This window comes from Rhodanobacteraceae bacterium, from assembly GCA_016713135.1.
In the GTDB taxonomy this organism is placed as follows: Bacteria; Pseudomonadota; Gammaproteobacteria; order Xanthomonadales; family SZUA-5; genus JADKFD01.
Map to the genome: position 1 here is coordinate 74,385 of JADJPR010000005.1, position 19,022 is coordinate 93,406.

Below are 19,022 nucleotides of genomic sequence, written 5' to 3' on the forward strand. Positions count from 1 at the left end.
CTCGCGGCATCTGTGGGTCCGGACCTTGTCCGAACGCCTTTCGCATCGCCGGTCCATCGGCGATGAGGATTGGTACGAATCAGGTCCGCCCTTGCATGGCAGTTGCTTTCCATTGACTACTCGTCACGAACCGCCGCTTCGATTTCGACAATATCGATCTTCTTCTGTTTCATCATTGCCGCGATTGCCTTGGCGGACATATTCCTGTCGGCCCTCAATGTCAGTTCTGTCAACCGCCTCGGGAAAATCTGCCACGACACTCCGTAGCGGTCCTTGAGCCAGCCGCAGTGGCTTTCCTCGCCACCACTCGCAGTCAGCGCCGCCCAAAGCCTGTCTGTCTCTGCCTGGTCGTCGGTCTCGACCGAGATCGACACAGCCTCGGTCAGGGTGAACATCGGTCCTGCATCGAGTATCTGATACGGTACCCCGCCCAGCGTGAAGTCAATCAACCAGGAAGCACCATCTCCCGAGATATCGAAGGTCGCTTCGATCCGGCTTCCGGGAATCAAGGCGCAGTAAAACTCTGCGGCCTCTCGGCCGCGACCGTCACGGAACCAGAGGCAGGTGCGTATGAGATTGGGCATCGTACTGTCATCCTGTGAGTGGGTTGATGCAACAGTCTGGAGAGACGATGACACGAAAGGGGGGGGCTGGGGGGGGGGGGGGGGGGGGGCGGGCGCGGGGCCTGGGCCGGGGGGGGGGGGGGGGGGAGGGGGGGGCGCGGGGGGGGGGGGGCCCCCAACGGCGGGGGGGGGGGGGGGGGGGGAACGGCCCACACGGGGAAATGAACGCGTGGCGAATAGCCAGAAAAAGAAAACAGCAAGCCACCCGACCACCGAAAGCGCGAAGCCAAGATGGTCACGAGATCGCTGATCTGACGCCGACGCTTTCATCGAAACTCCCGGAGAGAGACGAGGACACGCAAAAACTGGGGGACTTCCGACACGCCAAGAGAAGCGAGGACACGCATGAGTTGTTAGATTTTCGTTACGCCCGTCAGAGCATCCCGGCAGGCCACGCCGATGTCCACGCAATGCTACTCCCGATGACGCAAGCCCGCTCTCCGTTGCCCCCAACCCCCTTGGCGTCTCCTACTGCGTGTCGCGCTGCGTGCGGCGTGCATGGCTCTGGACATCTGCTCACCTGTGCCAGCAAGACGCCAATGCCGCGCTTTCCCACACACCTGATTCGTACCAATCCTCAGCGGCGATGAACCGGCGATGCGAAAAGCGTTCGGACAAGGTCCGAACCCACAGATGCCGCGAGCTTCCTGTGCGTGGGTTTGGACCTTGTCCAAACGCTGTTGCTTCTGGGGCGCTCCCGCGATGAGGATTGGTACGAATCAGGTTCCCACATGACGGGCAGTTGGCCAGCGGTGCGCGCTTGCTGCGCCACTGGCGGCCGGTTCGGTGTATTCGGTGCTGGAGACGGCCTTCACTTCACCGACAGGCTGCGAATACTCAGTAAACGGGGCGAAAGTCTGGGACAGCCGTCGCAGCGCACCTAGGCTCCAGGTGCGAGAAATCGCGCGCCGGCGCCACCAAAGTACACGACCACCCACGGAGAGCCCCATGGCCATCGTCATCCTGCACGGCTGGAGCGACACCGCAAGTTCCTTCAAGGACCTCAAGGAGATCATCGGCAACGGATTGGGCGCACCGCCGGTATCGATCCACCTGGCCGACTGGTTGTCGCTGCAGGACGATGTGACCGTCACCGATGTGGCCGAGGCAATGCAGGACGCCTGGATGCGCAAGGGCCTGTCGACCACGCCGCGGGCGCACGACCTGGTGGTGCACAGCACCGGCGCGCTGGTCGTGCGCGAGTGGATGACGCGTTACTACACGCCGGCCACGGTGCCGGTGAAGCGCTTCGTGATGCTGGCGCCGGCCAACTTCGGCTCCGGCATCGCGCACAAGGGGCTCAGTTTCATGGGCCGCGCGATCAAGGGCTGGAGCAGCGGCTTCCAGACCGGCACCCAGTTGCTGCGCTCACTGGAACTCGCCTCACCCTACACCGCCAACCTGGCCGACCGCGATCTGTTCGACCCCGCGCAGCGCTGGTACGGCGCCGACCGCGTCCTGGCCACCGTGCTGGTGGGCGATACGGGCTACGACGGCATCCGTTCGATCGCCAACGAGGCCGGCTCCGACGGCACCGTGCGTATCAGCACCGCCAACCTCAATGCGCTGAAGCTGGACCTGGCCATCGGCAGCCAGCCCGGCCAGGTGGCCAGTGTGGTTCCCACCGAGGTCAATGGCGACATCGCCTTCGGCGTGCTCGCCGGGCACACCCACGGATCGATCGTCAACGGCGGCAAGGACCCGCTGTTTCAGACCCGCGACCAGTTGCTGCTGGCCGCCCTGCGGGTGGAAGATGCCGACTATCCGTCCGCCGGCGGCGCCTTCGGCTGGCAGCAACGACTGACCGCCGCGGCCGATCCCGCGCGCGCCACGGACCAGTTGCAGAACACCGTGATCCACCTGAAGGATCACCTCGGGCACGAGGTCCCGGACTACTTCCTGGAGTTCTACAAGGACCCGAACAGCCAGGACCGCGAGAACCGGGGGTTCGAACAGAACTTCTACCGCCGCGTGGTCAACCACGTGCATGTCTACGGCCCCAACAAGTCCTGGCGCGCGCTGTACCTGGACATCAACGCACTGGCCAAGCTGTCGCCGCAGATCCAGAAGCTCTACATCAGCCTCTGCGCCTCCCCGGAGTTCGACGAAGACACCCCGAAGAAGACGCCGGTGGGCTACAAGGGCACCACCGACGACTCCACCGGCGAGCTGGTCATCCCGCAGGCCAGCCTGGCCAAGTACTTCGCCCCGCACCGCACAGTGATCATCCGCGCCACCATTCCGCGCTACCAGGCGCCGCGGGTGTTCCACCTCTAGGGCGCAGCCAGGCCAAAGCCCATGACACCTTCCCAGGGCCCGATGCATCGTGCCCTGGGCTACTGCGGCAAGGTGTACTCGAATTCGTACTGGTGCCTGCCGTCCACGATCGTGAGCTTGAAACTGCCCGCCAGCCCGGCAAGCTCACCGGTACCCGAATCCGGCACCACCGTGATCGACAACTGCTGCGACCCGCCCGCCATGGTGCCGGTGTGCTGGAACACGAAGCTCCCGCTGCGGCCCTGCAGCGTCCCGCTGACCCGCTCCACCGCCACATAGCCCGCCGAACCCTGGACCGGCGTCCGGGCGTAGAGCATCTCGCCCTTGCCGGTACCCGTGAGATCACCCTCGAAGCGCTTGGCGAGCGACATGCGGCCCAGGCTCACCCCGTCTGCGACATCGGGCTCGCCGAGCGGCTTCAGTTCGACAGTGAACTCGCCTTTTGCGACTGCGGGCATCTGGGTCATCTCCATCGACAATGCCCCGGAGCATAGGCGAAGGACCGTGCGGACCGACCGGCCGCTGTGGTCGCTGTCGAATCAGGCCAGATCGTCATCCGCCGTCCGCGCGCCGGTAGTGCATGGCAACCGCGCCGTTGCGCATCGGCTTCGCCCAGACCAGGTCCAGCCGCCGCAGACTGGGCAGCCCGCTCTGGTAAAGCGTCGGACCGTGGCCGGCGATCCAGGGATGGATCAGGAAGCGGTACTCGTCGATCAGATCCAGCCGGTCCAGCGCAGCCGCCAGCTTGCCGCTGCCCAGCAGCACGCCGGCCGGCGTCGCATCCTTGAGTTGCTGCACACACGTGCGCAAATCACCGGCAAGGCGATGGCTGTTCGTCCATGGGAAGTCCTTGCGCGTGGACGACACCACGTACTTCGGCTTGGTCTCCAGCTTCAACGCCCACTCCCGCACCGCCGCCGGCGCATCCACCTCCCCGCGCACGACCGACGGCCAATAGCCCTCCATCATCTCGTAGGTCACCCGGCCCCACAGCATCACCCCACCCTCGTCCATCAGCCGGGTGAAGAAGGCATGCGTCTCGTCGTCCGCAATCCCCGCCTCATGATCGACGCAACCGTCCAGCGTGAGGTTCAATCCGAAGGTCAGGAGTCCCATGCGGGCTTATCTCTGTTGTCGACCACGAGACAGCCGGTTGGCGCCCAGCGACAAAAAGGCAACGCCGGCGCCGAAAATTGCGATCAACAAGACCTCCCGGGAGTCGAGGTCGCTGTTGAACAAGCCGATCAGCGCGAATGCGAGGGCGCAGACGCCGACAGTCAGAAAAAGCCATGCGGGACGCTGGGTCATGTTCTCCTCCTGAACTCAGTCCAGTTTCTCAAGCACGATACCAACAACAACCGCCAGGAATGACACCACCAATACGATGATGTTCATCCTCCCGAGCCATCTCATCCTGACCGGAATGAAGCTGGCCAGCCCAAGCGAGCTGAACATCACCCCCAAGACGAAAACCTGCCAGGTATGCGGGTCATTGAAAATCGCAATGCGGTTGGGCCGCAGATCGACATATTCGATCACGTCCAGCGAAAGCAAAATTGCAAGCACACCGGTCAGGAGGAAGCCAATGCCCACGACAGCTTGGAACAACTGCGTGGTGGCTTTGCGGCGGGTTTCAGTCAGGGGATCAATTGACATGGTCTCACCGAATGAAAGCTAAGGCAACGTCAAGCCGGCGGAACGAGTGGTGCCGCGGTTGATGCGAAGAACCTGATCCGCGCTCGGCTCGAACGCATCGTTAGCCGTTCGGCTTCACTTTCCCCAGACTCGATAACAGCACAAGCACGGAAATTATCCCGGCAGCCTTGAAATAGCTGTGCGCGCTTCTATGCTCACGAAAGAATAACACAGCGAGAGAAAGAATAAATGGGGTTGATGCATATCCCAGAGATGCATAGTAGTAGCTCTTTCAGAAACCGCAGGCGCGGATTGAAGTTCCAGGCCGAAGTTGAACAATGAGGCCAACAATGCCACAAATGCCCAAACAAAGTGGCAACCCCCTTACCAACCATGGGAGTTTTCTTCGCGGCATCATTTACAGGTTCCACTTCAACCTTTGGCGCTTTGGCCAAACAACCTTTCGAGCAATACTTAAGGTCATTATCACTTACCCCGCCGAGAAGGATAAGATTTCTGCATGTCGCACACCTTGCCATACGCTTTCCTCCAAGTCTAACGCCCGAGATAAGCCGCGCCGAAGGCGTCGGCTTGTGAATAGTAAAGCCTCCGCGCCAATGACAGTTGGGCACTTAAAGGCCACGCAACGAGTTGTCGGAACTGCCACAGGGCATTTGATAGACCAAGCGGTCACATGGTCCTCGACCCAAAGGGGCTGTGCGCAATATGGACATGACCGATCATCGGAAAATTGTTCGTGTACGTGAAAGAATCGCAGGGTGTCCCGGCTTCCTCGCATCTCCCCTCGCCCCAGTTGGGTGCTTTTCGGCGGCGCAATCATCCTCCCGAGCTTCATGACTTTGAACGAATTGCTGGGTGTCCCCGCCTTTGGCTAATCGCATCGCGGTAGGGCCGCCGGTCACCCGGCGCCCCCCGCACAGATCCGGACGTGCGCGTTTAACGCATCCGGCTCCTGCATCGAGTCAGAACGCGAAGCGTTGGTTCGGGTAGGGATGGACGATGCGGGTCGATGGAATCCAGCGTTGCACCCAGCGATTGAACTGTGCCCAGGTCAGTGTGCGCTTCTGACTACGCCGTCTCAGCACTCGCAGCCATATCCGGTTCACCTCGCGACGCACGGTGTCCAGTGCCCGCCGGTTCCCGGGAATGCCATGGTACTGGAAGTACCCTCGCACCTTGCTGCGCAGCCAACTGCCTTGCCGCGCGACCGTCCACGCATAACGCTGGGTCAGCTCCGCCTTTACCGTCTGCAGGAACGCGCGCACGCGTTTGCCGATCGAGCGACGGTGCACGGCAAACCCGCCATCGCTGCGACGTGTGCCACAGCAGTGGACGAAACCAAGGAAGTTGAACACCTCCGGCTTGCCCTGCCCGCGCTCCGCACGATTCAGCCGGGCATACCGGCCAAATTCGATCAGCCGGGTCTTCTCCGGGTGCAGCGTCAACCCGTACAGGGCCAGACGCTTCTCCAGACTCGCCCGCAGCCGTTCGCCATCCTGGCGATACTGAAATCCCATCACAAAATCATCCGCATAGCGGACCATGGACACCTTCCCGCGTGCCCACTTGCCGCGCCACCCATGCACCCACCGGTCGATGGCGTCGTGCAGATACACGTTCGCCAGCAACGGCGAGATCACCGCCCCTTGGGGTACCCCGATAGCACTCGTTTGCCAGTTCCCGGCATCGATCACTCCCGCACTCAGCGTGTCCGCAATGATCCGCAGCACACGCCGGTCCGTCACCCGCCGGCCCAGGACGGCCAGAAGCTTGTCATGCGGAATGCGGTCGAAACACGCTTCGATGTCCGCATCCAGCACATGGCCGACCTTCCGCGTCGTCAGCGCCATGTACACCGCATCGAGCGCATCGTGCTGACCGCGCCCGGGACGGAATCCATAACTGAAACCCAGAAAGTCCACCTCGTAAACCGCTTCCAGCACCATGACCAGCGCTTTCTGGACCACCTTGTCCTCGACGCAGGTCACGCCCAACGGGCGCTGCCGCCCGTCCGCCTTGGGGATCCACTGCCGAAGAACCGGCTGCGGTCGATACCAGCCCGCGTGCAATGCCTCGTGCAATCGCACCAGTCGCGCACTCAGATCGACGCCATACGCCGTCCAGTCCTCCTCGTCGACACCCGCGGCAGCCTCCTTCCGCAGCAGGCGATATGCCTGTTCCAGCCGGTCCACCGTGATGTGATGCAGCAGATTGTTGAACTGCAACGAGCGGTCCCACTGCGCCGCTTCGCGCACTCGGGCAAGTCCTGATGCGCCTTCCGCGTGGCCCTGCGTCCACGCCAGCGCAGCAGCGCCCGAATTCCTCTCTGCCGAGGCCCTTCGCTCCACGGTCTCCGCCATCGATGACTTGATCTTGTTCGTCCGCTTCATCGCTACTATGACCTCGTCTGACTCCCAAGCCACTTCCCCAGCAACCGTATGGCGCACGCCTTTCGTTGCCAGCGGTCGTCCTGACCCGCGCTTGGGTATCCCAGGTTCCGCACAGAACACATCCGTGCATGCAACGGCTCTGCTGACTCCGAGGAACCGATCCAGCGCTCGCGATCTGCGCGCCGTCTCGTGTGGCCTTCCCCGTCACCCAACAAGGTCGGCATTCCTGACCATGATTTCGGAGCTCAATCACCGCGCCTACACCTCCACCTGTCAACGCTTGGCCTGGGCCGTCTCCAGCCCCCACCCATGACTCGGTGCCCCGGCGGCTCGCTACGCCTTACCGGGTAGAGGAACTGCCCCTCCAATGTCCTGCCAGATTCTCCTGGCGCTTCTGGGTGTCCCCGCTTTTGCTGGGCCACCGCCCGCGTTTCTCCGGCGCCTGGGAACGGACGCCGCCCAGTGGACCGACCGCGTACGCGCCGTCAAACCGGAGCAAGGATTCTGTCGTGTCATCGGCAGCGAGGGCGCGCTGGTCGACAAGGCTGCCGAGATCGGCCAGCGTTGGCTGCGCGGCCTGGGCGTGGCTCGTTCGCTCGCGAACTGATCGGCAACACCCAGCCACTTTCGGCGCCGCGGGCGCCTGGGCGTGTTGCTGCCGCCAGTTCCAAGTCGTTGAATCCAGTGTTTCTCGGCGGCGAAATCATGCTCCCGGGCCTCATGACTGCTTTTCACTCAGCCACTTTCGGCGCCGCGGGCGCCTGGGCGTGTTGCTGCCGCTAGTTCCAAGTCGTTGAATCCGGTGTTTCTCGGCGGCGAAATCATGCTCCCGGGCCTCATGACTGCGAACGAATCGCTGGGTGTCCCCGCTTTTCCATTACATACATAGTTGGGGATCAGCCCAACCACATCACGTACTCCTTTGGAAAATACTCGGTTCCCATTTCCAGTGCGGGCGAGCGCGCATGCAAGCATTCGATAGCAGCGTTTGGCACTGGAGGTGCGATCGGGTTCTGATGAAACGACTTCCATGGAAAATTCTCTGGGTAACCGTAATCGAATGGCCCCCTTAGTCCGTCTCCGACTGGCTCATCTCTACATGCTCGGAAGAGCTGATGCAGATGACGGACAACGACGACACCTCCGACCGATGGAAAGGTCACGGGAATACCGTCATTTCCTGTGAAGTACGAGTTATCTGTTAGGAGACCGCACTGTGGATGCTCAAGAGCGCTAATCGGTTCGTACACGAAGTCGTCCCAACAAATGACAAGGATTCCAGTAAAGCTCGTTATCGATGATGCAAACGGGCGAAACTTCTCTTCCGCGCTCTTGAGGAAGTCCTTGATCGGATTATCCCTGGGAGGTGTGTACAGTTGCGTCCCACCAACTATCCTCGGAAGTACAGCGGCGTCGACATACCTTGAAGCAATTTGAATTGGATTGGTGCGCCTTGCCTCTTGATGTGAAAACAAGCAAGGCGTCTTGACTTCGTAGGCATACGTACTGCCGTTAAGCCTCACCGCGATTTCTGGATTTTTTCGAGAGCCTTGTGCCGTAGGTTCACTCTCAAAACTAGTGCCGGCTGGCCATGGCCACCTTGCAATCTGCGCAACGACGTATAGTTCAGCGAGAATCGTGAGCAGTTGTTCCCAGTCAGGGAGATGCTTCTCGCGCCCCCCAAGCGAGGCTATGCGCCGAACAACCTCGTTTGCGTACCCGGGCATGCGAGCCTCGCATTCAAGGGCAGCATCCATGAACCCCCCGGCCAGCGGATGGCCTACACCATAGAGTTCATGAGAGAAGTGATATCGGAACCAATGCCACGACGTGAAGATCTCGGAGCCCAATATGGCCGCAGCTAGTTCGCTCCTAGTCATGCGACATTCCTCATTCTGATGCCCAACGCCGCAATAGCCCGCGCCGGCCGCAAGGCCCGGTTTGAACGAAGAACCTGTTCCGGCGTCGGGTTGATTGAATCTAAGCTCATTTTTCATCCCCTCCACGATTCCCGCACTTGCGCGCGGCCTCTGGTGTAGAAGCGATGACAAAGCGCAACGCTTGTTGCTCCATAAAGTATCCAACCACTTCAGGAAATCCTTGTGGACAACTTGCCACGTAGCTCTCAGGTTGAACACCCGCGCCATAGGTACACAAGACGTGTTTCGGACTCAGGGGAAAAATCAACTCACTTCCCCGACGAACTGGCGACTTCAAGGTGAATACAACCGGCATATCACTCGTCAAGAATACGGGCTCATCCGCACGAACTACGAACCAGGGTTTTGCCTGTAGGTGGTTCGCAATCGACTGCGTTTTCTTAATGATTGTGTGGACAAAGAAGCGGCCAGCATGTGTTGGATCTGGGAAATTCGCACGGCGACTCGCCAGAGATTCCCTTGACGGTGGTCCATATAGCTTGTCTCTCAATTCCATGGCATGATCGATCGTCCGATAAAGCCAAACGTTCCGCAGGTGAAAAATTGCGATGAATTTTGCGACGAAAGGGGCGCACCGTTTCATCCTCAAGCCCAGCGTGCCCTCCAATAACGGGTGCCACACCACTCCCGCACCTTGTTCCAGCAGTCCGAGGTATTGCTCAAGTGACCAATCCCGAGCGCCGGCATTGTCCTCTGGCGAATAGAGGTATCTCTGGCCGCAGATGTCTTTCACGCCAACAGGATTTTCCAGCAAAGAGTTCTTCTGTTTGTTCCAAACTCGAACGTTAGGGTATCTAGAACTAGATGTCTCCGGCGTCGCGAAGTAACGCAGATAAAACTGAGGAACCCAGTGCTGGTTCTTCGCACCACCCACGTTCGGACTCCTATTCAGTCGTGCGGCAAGGGGCGGCTATGACGGCTAACGACAACTATGCGCACATTGAACGACGATTTTCGGCAAAGCTACTTCCATGTGCCTGATTTTCCTCATCGAGCATGCCACAGTTCGCTGGATATCGAATATCGAGAGCATCTTGAGGCGATATGGGTTGTTTGCCGCCCCCCTGATGATGCATTCCATATCACCTCGCTTCGGGTCAGCGTCCTTGCCTAAGGGGTTTCATTTTGCGAACCACCGATGCTTAGAACCATCCCAGCCATAGTATTTGTTTTTGAATGCCTCCATCGCAGCGACATATTGTGAAATTATAAGTGTGACATCGCTCGCTTGTGGCACATCATCTTCGCTGAGCAAGTCAAGAAAATCGATCGACTGTTCAGCCGACAACACTCCGCGAATTTTTTCGAGGAGGCGATTCACTATCAAGAGCTTGCTCTTGCTTACAGCGGAATCAGGCTTCTTCTTCGATAGCTCCTTGAATTCTCCATACATAGCCGCCAAGAGCGGCGCCATTACGTCATGCATTGTAGCTTTCGCAAGTGTCGTTTCCGGCGAAGTGCTTGTCATATTAGTCCTTTAGCCGCTTGGGCTGGGAAGTTCTAACCAAAGTAAAGCCCTCTTTATCGACAGACTCGCCCTTCTTCCCCTTCACTTTCCAGAACCATGTGCCGTTGCGCTGGATCACATTGTCGCCTCGTAATTTCTCTAGACACTGTAGGTATTGAGATACAATAAAGACAACATCGCTGTTCAATGGAATGTCATCTTCCGCGAACTGGTCGAAGTCGCTGAATGGTCGATATTTAGCACCCAGCATCACATTGCATTCTGCCACGTGTTGATTGATGAATTTCAGTTTGAACTTATTTACCGCGTCGGCCGGATTTTTCTTTGAAAGCAGCGACATCTCCTCATAAATGCCGGTCAATTGACCCGCGAGCTTTTCGAAACGATCGACATCTTCTGTATTCATTCATCACCTCTATGAAGGACAACTGCGGCGAAACTCTATGTACTTCTTCTTTAGCACCTCTACTGGCGTCCTTTGCTTGCTCTCGTAGACGTCCACCATGAGTTGCAGGTCGCTGTCTGTGAGTGCGACGATGCATTTTCGCTGTCCCGACCAAAGGTCAATAGTATTTGAGTACATGGCCTTCGGCAGCTCGTTTCTAGTGATGAAAGCACCAAACTTGCCAATTCCGGTCTCTAGGTATCGATTTAGTTGGTTTATGTGGTCTCTGTCGATACGTGCTACGTTTTTCATCTCGAAAACCAACTGGCGATTTCCGTATTCGGTAAATATTTCGTCCAGGAAATCTACACTTCGATTGTTGTAGAAGATTAGATCCCGAACGAGCCTGCCAGATTCTGTTCGGCTTTGAGCCTGTGCAAAGTCCAAATGCGGATAAAGAAGCGTTGCAAGAAGATCCGTACAGAGCGCTTCGTATTGTGAATCAGCGCTATCGTCTTTCCCTGACTTGAGTCTTTGAACTTCTTTCAGCTTGCGGCGTGCCGAAATTACGGGTATCTGACTGAACAGCGGGTCATTCTTGCAGTCAGCGGCCGCCTTGTCCTTGAGGGCTATGTAACGCTCCACAGCTCCGTAGTTATCCCGGTTGTATTTGAGAACCCTGACTCTATCTATTGGCTCGTCCGGATTAAATATTTCATCACGCGGGCAGGCAGTCTTGAAATAGTCATCAAAGTTAATCCACGGCGTGAATCGCAACCAACGCTTCGGAGTGAAAATCAATGGCTCACCATCGACGGGACTAACCGGAAGCCGAACCTTCTCGGAGTGATCAAAATCGTTCTTGCGATAGTTATAGATCGCCGACATGGAAACGGTTTGGAGGGGGATCCCAAGCGTTTCACACTGCTCTATTGTGTAGTCGATGAGAAATGATTTTAGATAATTGCACGAAATGTCACTAATTCGATCCTTGGAGATTCCTGCCACGTAAAGCTGAATCACCTCAAAATGCGTGAATCCAAACTGACTATATTCGGAGATGTCTTTGAAGAGTCGCAGCACATCAGCGGCTTGCTCTGGGCTTATTCGATTTCCTCTTCGTGATTTTGACAGTCCGAGGCCGACTTCGCGGCACTCCGAGAGCCCAACGAGCATAGAGCGAGCTCTATCCTCCGCCCCCTTCTTGACGAGGTAGTTGAGATTGTTGAATGAGTTAGTTAACGATGTGTGCAGTGCTTGATCCTGTTGCGCCGGAGACTTCCAGAGCAGGAACGGATCTAGGTATAGCGGAATATCTTCATTTAAGAACTGAATCGCAAAATCCAGTTCTGCTTGACTCTTGTGAACACCGAAGTGATCCGTCAATCTGGGGCGAATGAGCATCTGGGTGGCCAACGTTTTGAAAATTCAAGAGTGTATTTTCAGCTTCGGCTCAACGGACCAGAGTCAGCGGACGAGGCAACCGTGACGCCTAACGCCGCAATAAGCCGCGCCGGCGACACTGTCCGATTTGTGCCAGGAGCCTGTTCCGGCGTCGGCTTGATTGCACAGTTAGCCATTTTTGCGACGGACGAATATATGTACGTTTGGCGAGCCATCACCCATCGGAACTGATTTTGTTTCCAAATATGGCTGAGCCCGCACGAGTTCCCCAAGCTTTTGATATCCATAATTTCGGGAGTCAAACGACGGATTAGCCTTCATGATCAATCCGCCGACTGCAGATAGCGCAGCCCATCTGTCATCTCGTGCGGCTGCGTCAATCGCCGCAGTCAATGCAGGTTGAAGCTGTTCATCTGAAGCCACGGTTGCTGGTTCAGCGCCCTTACTGATTGGACGGAGAATTTCCGTAAACACAAATTTATCACAGGCTGCGACGAATGGACGTGGCGTCTTCTTTTCTCCAAAACCGTACACAGCGCGACCTGATTCACGAATTCGCGTGGCAAGCCTCGTAAAATCACTGTCCGAGGAAACCAAACAGAACCCATCTACAGAGCCGCCATGAAGTAGGTCCATTGCATCGATTATCAAGGCAGAGTCCGTTGCGTTCTTCCCAACAGTAAAGCGAAACTGCTGAACAGGTTGTATTGCGTGATTATGCAACGACTCCTTCCATCCCACGAGATTTTGAGTCGTCCAGTCACCGTATGCACGCCTTACTGTTGCATTTCCATACTTTGATATCTCCGCCAGCAACTCGACTAAGACACTGGCCTGTGCGTTGTCTGCATCAATCAAAACCGCAAGCTTGTCTGGGGTATTCACCCAACTACTCCTCCATAAATGGCTAACGCCGTGTTAAGCCGCGCCGGCCGCGCAGCCAGGTTGTGCGAAGAGCCTGTTCCGGCGTCGGCTTGAACACATAGTTGGACGTCAGGTTTCTTGCCATTATGCCTAGCCTCCAATTTCCTTGAGCTGCACGCTGTTGGATCTTCCCCGCCTCATGCTACTTGCGCAAGTGACCACCGAACCAGGTTCCCCGCTTCGAGGACGCCACGTAAGATGCCTTTCCCGTTCTATTTCGCACCTATGGATCAAGCGCATAACAAGGATGGCGCCCCAACAACGACTACCGACCTTCTCCAGAAACAGCCACGAAAGAACCCGCTCAATTGACAAGATACTGGTGCTACTGCGCTTCTTCTCCAACCCAAGCGAGCAAGACTAAACGCTCAGTGCTTTGGCTCTTCACACCACTCCACTCATGCTCTCCCCCGACCCGCCACTGCTTCTGACGTCCAACGCCGTGTTAAGCCGCGCCGGCCGCACAGCCAGGTTGAACGAAGAGCCTGTTCCGGCGTCGGCTTGAACACATAGTTGGACGTCAGGTTCCTTGCCATTGTGCCCGAGCCTCCAATTTCCATGAGCATCATGCCGTTGATCTTCCCCGCCTCAGACCAATTGTGCAAGTGACAACCGTTCCACGTACCGCACTTCGAGGATGACAAGAATCAAGCCTTACCCGATTGATTTCACAGCGATGGATCATGGGTATGGCCAAGTTACGCCCCAACAGCAACTACCGCCCCTTCTCCAGAAACACCTGCAACAAAATCCGCTCAATTCATACGACACTGGTGCTATTGCGCTTCTCCAACCTGAGCCAACAATAGCCAACGCTCAATGCTTTGGCTCTTCACACCACCCCACTCACGCTCTCCCCCGACCCGCCGCTGCTTCTGATCGGGTAGGAGGCGGGATTACTCCCGCCGTCCTCCCACACCACCGTACATGCGGGTCCGCATACGGCGGTTCATGGTTGACACCGGAGCCGGCGCGTTGTGGCGCGCAGCGACACCAGACCCTGACGATCAAACCAGCCGGTGGGCAGCGCGGCGTTCATGTGCTTGGACCCGCTATGCCACCACGGGCCTCGGCTGTTGTACGCCGATCGGTACGCATCTGCCTCCCCTCACTCCCGAATGCATCAGTTCCCGCGCGCGCGTCGGCGCCTGCTTCCACTGCCGCCATTGCACACACCGCAGTTTGCGCCGAATCCAGCCATCCAAGTCCTGCAAGTCCCGCGTGGTCTCGCTCAGCTTGAAGTACGCCGCCCACCCGCGCAACCTGGGATTCAGCACTGCCAGCGTGCGCTCCAGCGAGCACCCCCGACCCCGCTTCACGACCTCCCGGACGGTGTCCTTCAGTCGCTCCACGCTCGCCGGCGCGATGCACAGCTTCGGCTGCCGCTGCGCCGTCACACTGTAACCCAGGAACTTCCGCTCCCACGGACCCGCCACCGCGCTCTTCGCCACATTCACCTTCAGGCGAAGCCGCTCCTCCAGAAACCGGGTAACGCTCGCCAGCACTCGCTGCCCTGCCACCTCGGTGCGGACATAGATGTTGCAATCGTCCGCGTAGCGACAGAACGCATGCCCCCTGCGTTCCAACTCCCGGTCCAGATCCGTCAGCAGGATGTTCGAAAGCAGCGGACTCAGCGGCCCGCCCTGCGGCGTGCCCTCCGTCCGGGGTGAGACCACCCCATCCGCCATCATCCCCGCCTCCAGGTAGCGACGAATCAACCGCAGGACCCGCTTGTCCGTCACCTTCCGCGCGACGCGCTCCATCAGCAGATCGTGGTTCACCCGGTCAAAGAACTTCTCAGGTCCAGATCCACCACCACCCGACGTCCCTCGTCCATACCGCTTGGCCGCGAGCACCGCCTGGTGCGCGTTCCGCTCCGGACGAAACCCGTAGCTCGACGCAGAGAACGTCGCCTCGAACACCGGCGACAGCACTTGATGCAACGCTTGCTGGATCAACCGATCCGTCAGCGTCGGGATGCCGAGTGTCCGTACGCCACCTTGCGGTTTGGCGATGTCCACTCGACGCACGGCCGCCGGGATGTAGCGCCCGGTCAGCAGCTTGGCCTTGATCGTCGGCCAGTGTTGCTGCAGGTGAGCCTTGAAGTCCGACACCTCGACCCGATCGACGCCGCCAGACCCCTTGTTCTTCATCACCCGCTTGTACGCTCGCCAAAGGTTGCCGTGTTCGCACACGGCCTCCATCAGCCCTTCCAACTCCGCTTTCGCCACCCCGTCAGTCGCCGATAACACCTCGACACGCGATACCCCTCCCTCCGGATTCCGTCCAGCGCTTGGTCGTTCACGCTCCGCCTCACCAGCGGACTTCTGTCGTTCCGATGCCATCGAGTTGCCAACCGTCTACTCGCGTTCTTCCATGTTCGGCCCTTCAGCCCATCCCGGCACCTACTACGGCCTCAGCTGACTTCCCCACCGGCCTCCCGCGACCTCTCGATAGCGGTAGCTCTCACGAGCACCGGTGGGGATCTCCCCCGGGTATTGCGCGCCCACATTCCCGCTTATGCCTGTCGGATCTACGCCACGGCGTTCCGTGCAAGTACTGGGCTTCAGCGAAACGTGCCGCCTTACCCCGCCGTGTCGCCTCATATCCGCTTCCTGTTCGTCAGGCCAGCAATTTGCCTCCGGCTTCCTCCAGATTCGCAGTCACCCACGACACCCTTGCCATTGGCTAACTCTTCCCCTTGCCGGGTGAGTAGAGGACTTGCACCTCCAAGTTGACGCACCCTGCCGGGCGCACACGTCCAACGCCGCAATAAGCCGCGCCGGCCGTATTGTCCGGTTTGAACGAAGAGCCACATCCGGCGTCGGCTTGATTGCATAGTTAGAAATCACCCGGCTACAGAGCGGAAATATACCTACCGTAAAATCCCCACCTCAAGTTCTCACCTCAAGTTCTCACCTCAAGTTCTCACCTCAAGTTCTCACCTCAAGTTCTCACCTCCACGTTCTCACCTCAAGTTCTCACCTCAAGTTCCCACCTCAAGTTCCCACCTCAAGTTCCCACCTCAAGTTCCCACCTCAAGTTCCCACCTCAAGTTCCCACCTCAAGTTCCCACCTCAAGTTCCCACCCCAGCTTCTCACCCCACATTCCAACCTCGATCGCCATTCTGCCACTTACACCAGGACCTCCCACATCAAAAACTCCTTCCCAGCCTTCTCACGTTTGACGAGCTCGGCAACGGTAAGACGAGTGATTTCTAACGCCGCAATAAGCCGCGCCGGCGGCATTGTCTGATTTGCGCGAAGAGCCTGTTCCGGCGTCGGCTTGATTGCATAGTTAGCTGTCAGCTCCGCTCTTCAAAATGATGCCAAATTCGAAGAATAGCGATGGAATTTGCGTGTACGGCATAACGCACAACGTACTTGCCAAAAGCAAAATCTCGGATGACCTCCGGATCAGGCGCCTTCCCAACACTCCAACCCATTCTGGGAAATGTCCGAATACTCTCAATCCGATTAGCTAGTTCAGCACCAATTCGTCGAGCGGCTTCGGGGTTCTTCTCCGCAATGAATGCTCTCAGCCGAGTTAAATCCGCCAGTGCGTCCTCGGTGTAGATCAGCCTCATGCGAGTGGCTTCGGAGGGGACAACTCATCTGAGCTACCCCAAGAGCGCAACCAAGCATGCACTTCTTCTCCCTCTACGACCCTCCCGGCATTGAGCGACTCCAAAGCAACAAGCGTCTCTTTCCAGCGCTCATCCGCCAGAGACTCCCGAGAGATGTACTCGCGAAGTGCTTGATTTATCAGCCAACTCTTGCTCCGTTGCATCCGACCCGACATTGCTTCAAGGCCATCCTCAACCTCGGGTTGAAGCCTCACTGACGTCACGCCCATCTACCAACTCCCAGGATCACTCGTAGCTGACTGTATTACACCGCAACACAAGTCCGCAAGGTGCCGGCCAAGTCACCAGTGACAGCTAACGCCGCAATAAGCCGTTGCGGAACGATTGTGTTCGGTTCATGCCAAGAGCCTGTTCCGCAATCGGCTTGATTGCATAGTTAGACCCCACCGCGCAGTCCCCTGTTGTCCTTACCTATCTTCCGACATTTTCAAGAACAGTCCTGCGAGGAAAGTTCCCGCTACGTTGATTCCCACTCAGCACTCCAGCAGAGAAACTTCGCATTCGACGTGCAGCCCATTGCCTTGATTACGGCGCTGTGGTCAAAGCGTGCGAAACGTGCCGACACAACTCCGAGAACCTTTTCTTCTCCCTTTGATCCCTGCGGAAGACTAAATTCAACGTCCTTGGTTTTGAAGGTCCACCACACGTCAGCACCCCAGGGCCCGCTGTCATTGGTTTCGATTGAAACTTCGATTACGTCACTCCACTTTACCTCGGAGCGTGTGCCGGACGGAAATGTAGCCCCGATCCCGTCTTCAGAAAAGTGCACAGAAACTCCGCGTTCAAACATGAGAGCGTCTCTGCGCCGCCTCCTCCAGTCCTTAAACCAGTTTGCGATAGAACTCATCATGGGGTCTAACGCCGCAATAAGCCGCGCCGGCGGCAATGTCCGGTTTGTGCGAAGAGCCTGTTCCGGCGTTGGCTTGATTGCATAGTTAGAAATCACCCAGCTACGAAGCAGAAATGAACCTACCGTAAAATCCCCACCTCAATTTCTCAACCTCAATTTCTCAACCTCAATTTCTCAACCTCAATTTCTCAACCTCAATTTCTCAACCTCAATTTCTCAACCTCAATTTCTCAACCTCAATTTCTCAACCTCAGTTTCTCAACCTCAATTTCTCAACCTCAATTTCCCTCTTCAAGCTCTCACCTCAAGCCTCCACTTCCATCCCCACCTTCCCACCTACGTCAGGAACTTCCACATCAAAAGATTCATCCCCAGCCTTCTCACGTTTGACGAGCTCAACCACGGCAATACGAGTGATTTCTAACGCCATGATAAGCCGCAGCGGCGCGGCAGGCCACGGTTAATGCGAAGAGCCTGTTCCGCTGTCGGCTTGATCATATAGTTAGGCGTCCCTGCCATGAACTTGATGCGATCAATTCTTGGAGCCATACATAAACACACCCACCGGCCAGAAGAGCGCCAGCGCGACAAATCCAAGCACTATTATCCAGAAAGAGGAATCTCGGTCTATTGCCCATAGTGGCCTCAACGCGCGATTCGGATGATTTACCTTTCCGTAGGCATACAACAGCCCGATGATCAGATAGCTGAGCACGAGGAACGTCTCCATTTTTGCGTCGCCTCTATTGCCTAGGATCAGCGTCTCTTTTCATCATGTTGCTTGCCAGCAGGTAACCAATGACGGCACCAGGAATGGTTCCTGCAATCGCGCTACCCATACCCGCCACTCCGAAGTATGATCCAATTCCAGCCCCGAGCAGCGCCCATAGGAAAGCCGATCTCATTCTTCGAAAGCGCCATTCCCCAGTGCGCGAATACATTATGTTCGCCACTATCCAACAGCAAGTAATTGCAAAAAGCGCGGCAAGTGTAAACATTAATTGCTCCCGATCTATCAATTACGATCTATTCCTGAGATGAAAAGCCAACCCCAAAGTCGGGCTGCCTGTTGCCATGAATGAGGCGGCCTCTTCGCCACCAGCCATCATTCCGGCCAAGAAGTCCTTCCGCCCTTGGAGTCCGAAACTTCGACGAAGTGCATTCGCTCCTTCTTCCTCAAACAACTTCACGTACTGCCGTCATTACCGCCATCGACGCCGCCTCTCCCCTATCTTGGCCTCTTGCTGAAGTACAGAGTCCACGTATCCGAATATGTACCCCATAGCCCATTCATCTTCCATAATCTCCTTGATTCCGCCATTGCTACCCGCGAGGGAAATTTGCCCGCTTAAGACCGAGTAGTTCAGACTCACGGCTTGCTCGACGGGATCAGGCTTTTTGCGAAATATTCCGAACATTAGTACTTCCCCTTTTTCTAGTAAGCGCGCCTCAAACCCC

Annotated in this window: 17 protein-coding genes and 1 pseudogene; 2 read left to right on the forward strand and 16 right to left on the reverse strand. The window is 57.4% G+C overall.

All coding sequences use genetic code 11. The features are described from left to right. Positions 1-116: 116 nt before the first annotated feature. Positions 117-584 carry a VOC family protein gene (locus tag IPK27_07760; GenBank protein ID MBK8067517.1) on the reverse strand — a complete coding sequence of 156 codons (468 nt, stop codon included), beginning with the start codon at positions 582-584 and terminating at the stop codon, positions 117-119. A 987-nt stretch (positions 585-1,571) separates the two neighbouring features. Between IPK27_07760 and IPK27_07765 the strand changes: the two genes are divergently transcribed. Beyond that, positions 1,572-2,900 carry an alpha/beta hydrolase gene (locus IPK27_07765; GenBank protein MBK8067518.1) on the forward strand — a complete coding sequence of 443 codons (1,329 nt, stop codon included), beginning with the start codon at positions 1,572-1,574 and terminating at the stop codon, positions 2,898-2,900. Between the two features lie 59 nt (positions 2,901-2,959). Here the strand turns inward: IPK27_07765 and IPK27_07770 are convergent, their stop codons facing one another. From IPK27_07770 to ltrA (IPK27_07790), 5 genes are all read right to left on the reverse strand, one after another. Beyond that, positions 2,960-3,358: a DUF3224 domain-containing protein gene (locus IPK27_07770; GenBank protein ID MBK8067519.1), complete on the reverse strand. Its 399-nt coding sequence runs from the start codon at positions 3,356-3,358 to the stop codon at positions 2,960-2,962. Between the two features lie 94 nt (positions 3,359-3,452). Next, positions 3,453-4,016 (reverse strand): dihydrofolate reductase family protein, encoded by a 564-nt coding sequence (locus IPK27_07775; GenBank protein MBK8067520.1) that lies wholly within the window; start codon positions 4,014-4,016, stop codon positions 3,453-3,455. A gap of 6 nt (positions 4,017-4,022) precedes the next feature. Beyond that, positions 4,023-4,208: a hypothetical protein gene (locus tag IPK27_07780; GenBank protein MBK8067521.1), complete on the reverse strand. Its 186-nt coding sequence runs from the start codon at positions 4,206-4,208 to the stop codon at positions 4,023-4,025. Between the two features lie 15 nt (positions 4,209-4,223). Beyond that, on the reverse strand, positions 4,224-4,556 hold the full coding sequence (locus tag IPK27_07785) for a hypothetical protein (protein MBK8067522.1): 333 nt from the start codon (positions 4,554-4,556) through the stop codon (positions 4,224-4,226). A 962-nt stretch (positions 4,557-5,518) separates the two neighbouring features. Then, positions 5,519-6,946, reverse strand: a complete 1,428-nt coding sequence (ltrA, locus tag IPK27_07790; protein MBK8067523.1) for a group II intron reverse transcriptase/maturase — start codon at positions 6,944-6,946, stop codon at positions 5,519-5,521. A gap of 367 nt (positions 6,947-7,313) precedes the next feature. Here ltrA (IPK27_07790) and IPK27_07795 point away from each other — a divergent pair, with 367 nt between their 5' ends. Beyond that, on the forward strand, positions 7,314-7,553 hold the full coding sequence (locus IPK27_07795) for a hypothetical protein (GenBank protein MBK8067524.1): 240 nt from the start codon (positions 7,314-7,316) through the stop codon (positions 7,551-7,553). 289 nt (positions 7,554-7,842) lie between these two features. Here IPK27_07795 and IPK27_07800 read toward each other — a convergent pair whose 3' ends face one another. The 10 genes and pseudogenes from IPK27_07800 to IPK27_07845 all read right to left on the reverse strand — a co-directional run bounded on the left by IPK27_07800 (position 7,843) and on the right by IPK27_07845 (position 18,279). Further along, positions 7,843-8,826 carry a hypothetical protein gene (locus tag IPK27_07800; protein MBK8067525.1) on the reverse strand — a complete coding sequence of 328 codons (984 nt, stop codon included), beginning with the start codon at positions 8,824-8,826 and terminating at the stop codon, positions 7,843-7,845. Between the two features lie 106 nt (positions 8,827-8,932). Continuing rightward, positions 8,933-9,760, reverse strand: a complete 828-nt coding sequence (locus IPK27_07805; GenBank protein ID MBK8067526.1) for a DUF4238 domain-containing protein — start codon at positions 9,758-9,760, stop codon at positions 8,933-8,935. Positions 9,761-10,006: 246 nt separating this feature from the next. Then, a complete protein-coding gene (locus IPK27_07810) occupies positions 10,007-10,354 on the reverse strand; it encodes a hypothetical protein (GenBank protein MBK8067527.1) in 348 nt (115 codons plus the stop codon). 1 nt (position 10,355) lies between these two features. Then, entirely contained in the window at positions 10,356-10,760 is a 405-nt protein-coding gene (locus IPK27_07815; protein ID MBK8067528.1) for a hypothetical protein, read from the reverse strand. Between the two features lie 9 nt (positions 10,761-10,769). Beyond that, positions 10,770-12,143, reverse strand: coding sequence for a hypothetical protein (locus IPK27_07820; protein ID MBK8067529.1), 1,374 nt, complete (start codon positions 12,141-12,143; stop codon positions 10,770-10,772). A gap of 168 nt (positions 12,144-12,311) precedes the next feature. Continuing rightward, complete coding sequence (locus IPK27_07825) at positions 12,312-13,028, reverse strand: NYN domain-containing protein (GenBank protein MBK8067530.1); 717 nt, start codon at positions 13,026-13,028, stop codon at positions 12,312-12,314. A gap of 988 nt (positions 13,029-14,016) precedes the next feature. Further along, positions 14,017-15,271: pseudogene (gene ltrA / locus IPK27_07830) on the reverse strand (group II intron reverse transcriptase/maturase). Between the two features lie 1,101 nt (positions 15,272-16,372). Further along, a complete protein-coding gene (locus IPK27_07835; GenBank protein ID MBK8067531.1) occupies positions 16,373-16,654 on the reverse strand; it encodes a type II toxin-antitoxin system RelE/ParE family toxin in 282 nt (93 codons plus the stop codon). Next, a complete protein-coding gene (locus tag IPK27_07840; GenBank protein ID MBK8067532.1) occupies positions 16,651-16,923 on the reverse strand; it encodes a ribbon-helix-helix protein, CopG family in 273 nt (90 codons plus the stop codon). Before IPK27_07840 ends, IPK27_07835 begins: the two co-directional genes overlap by 4 nt. A gap of 1,173 nt (positions 16,924-18,096) precedes the next feature. After that, a complete protein-coding gene (locus IPK27_07845) occupies positions 18,097-18,279 on the reverse strand; it encodes a hypothetical protein (protein MBK8067533.1) in 183 nt (60 codons plus the stop codon). Positions 18,280-19,022 lie beyond the last annotated feature (743 nt).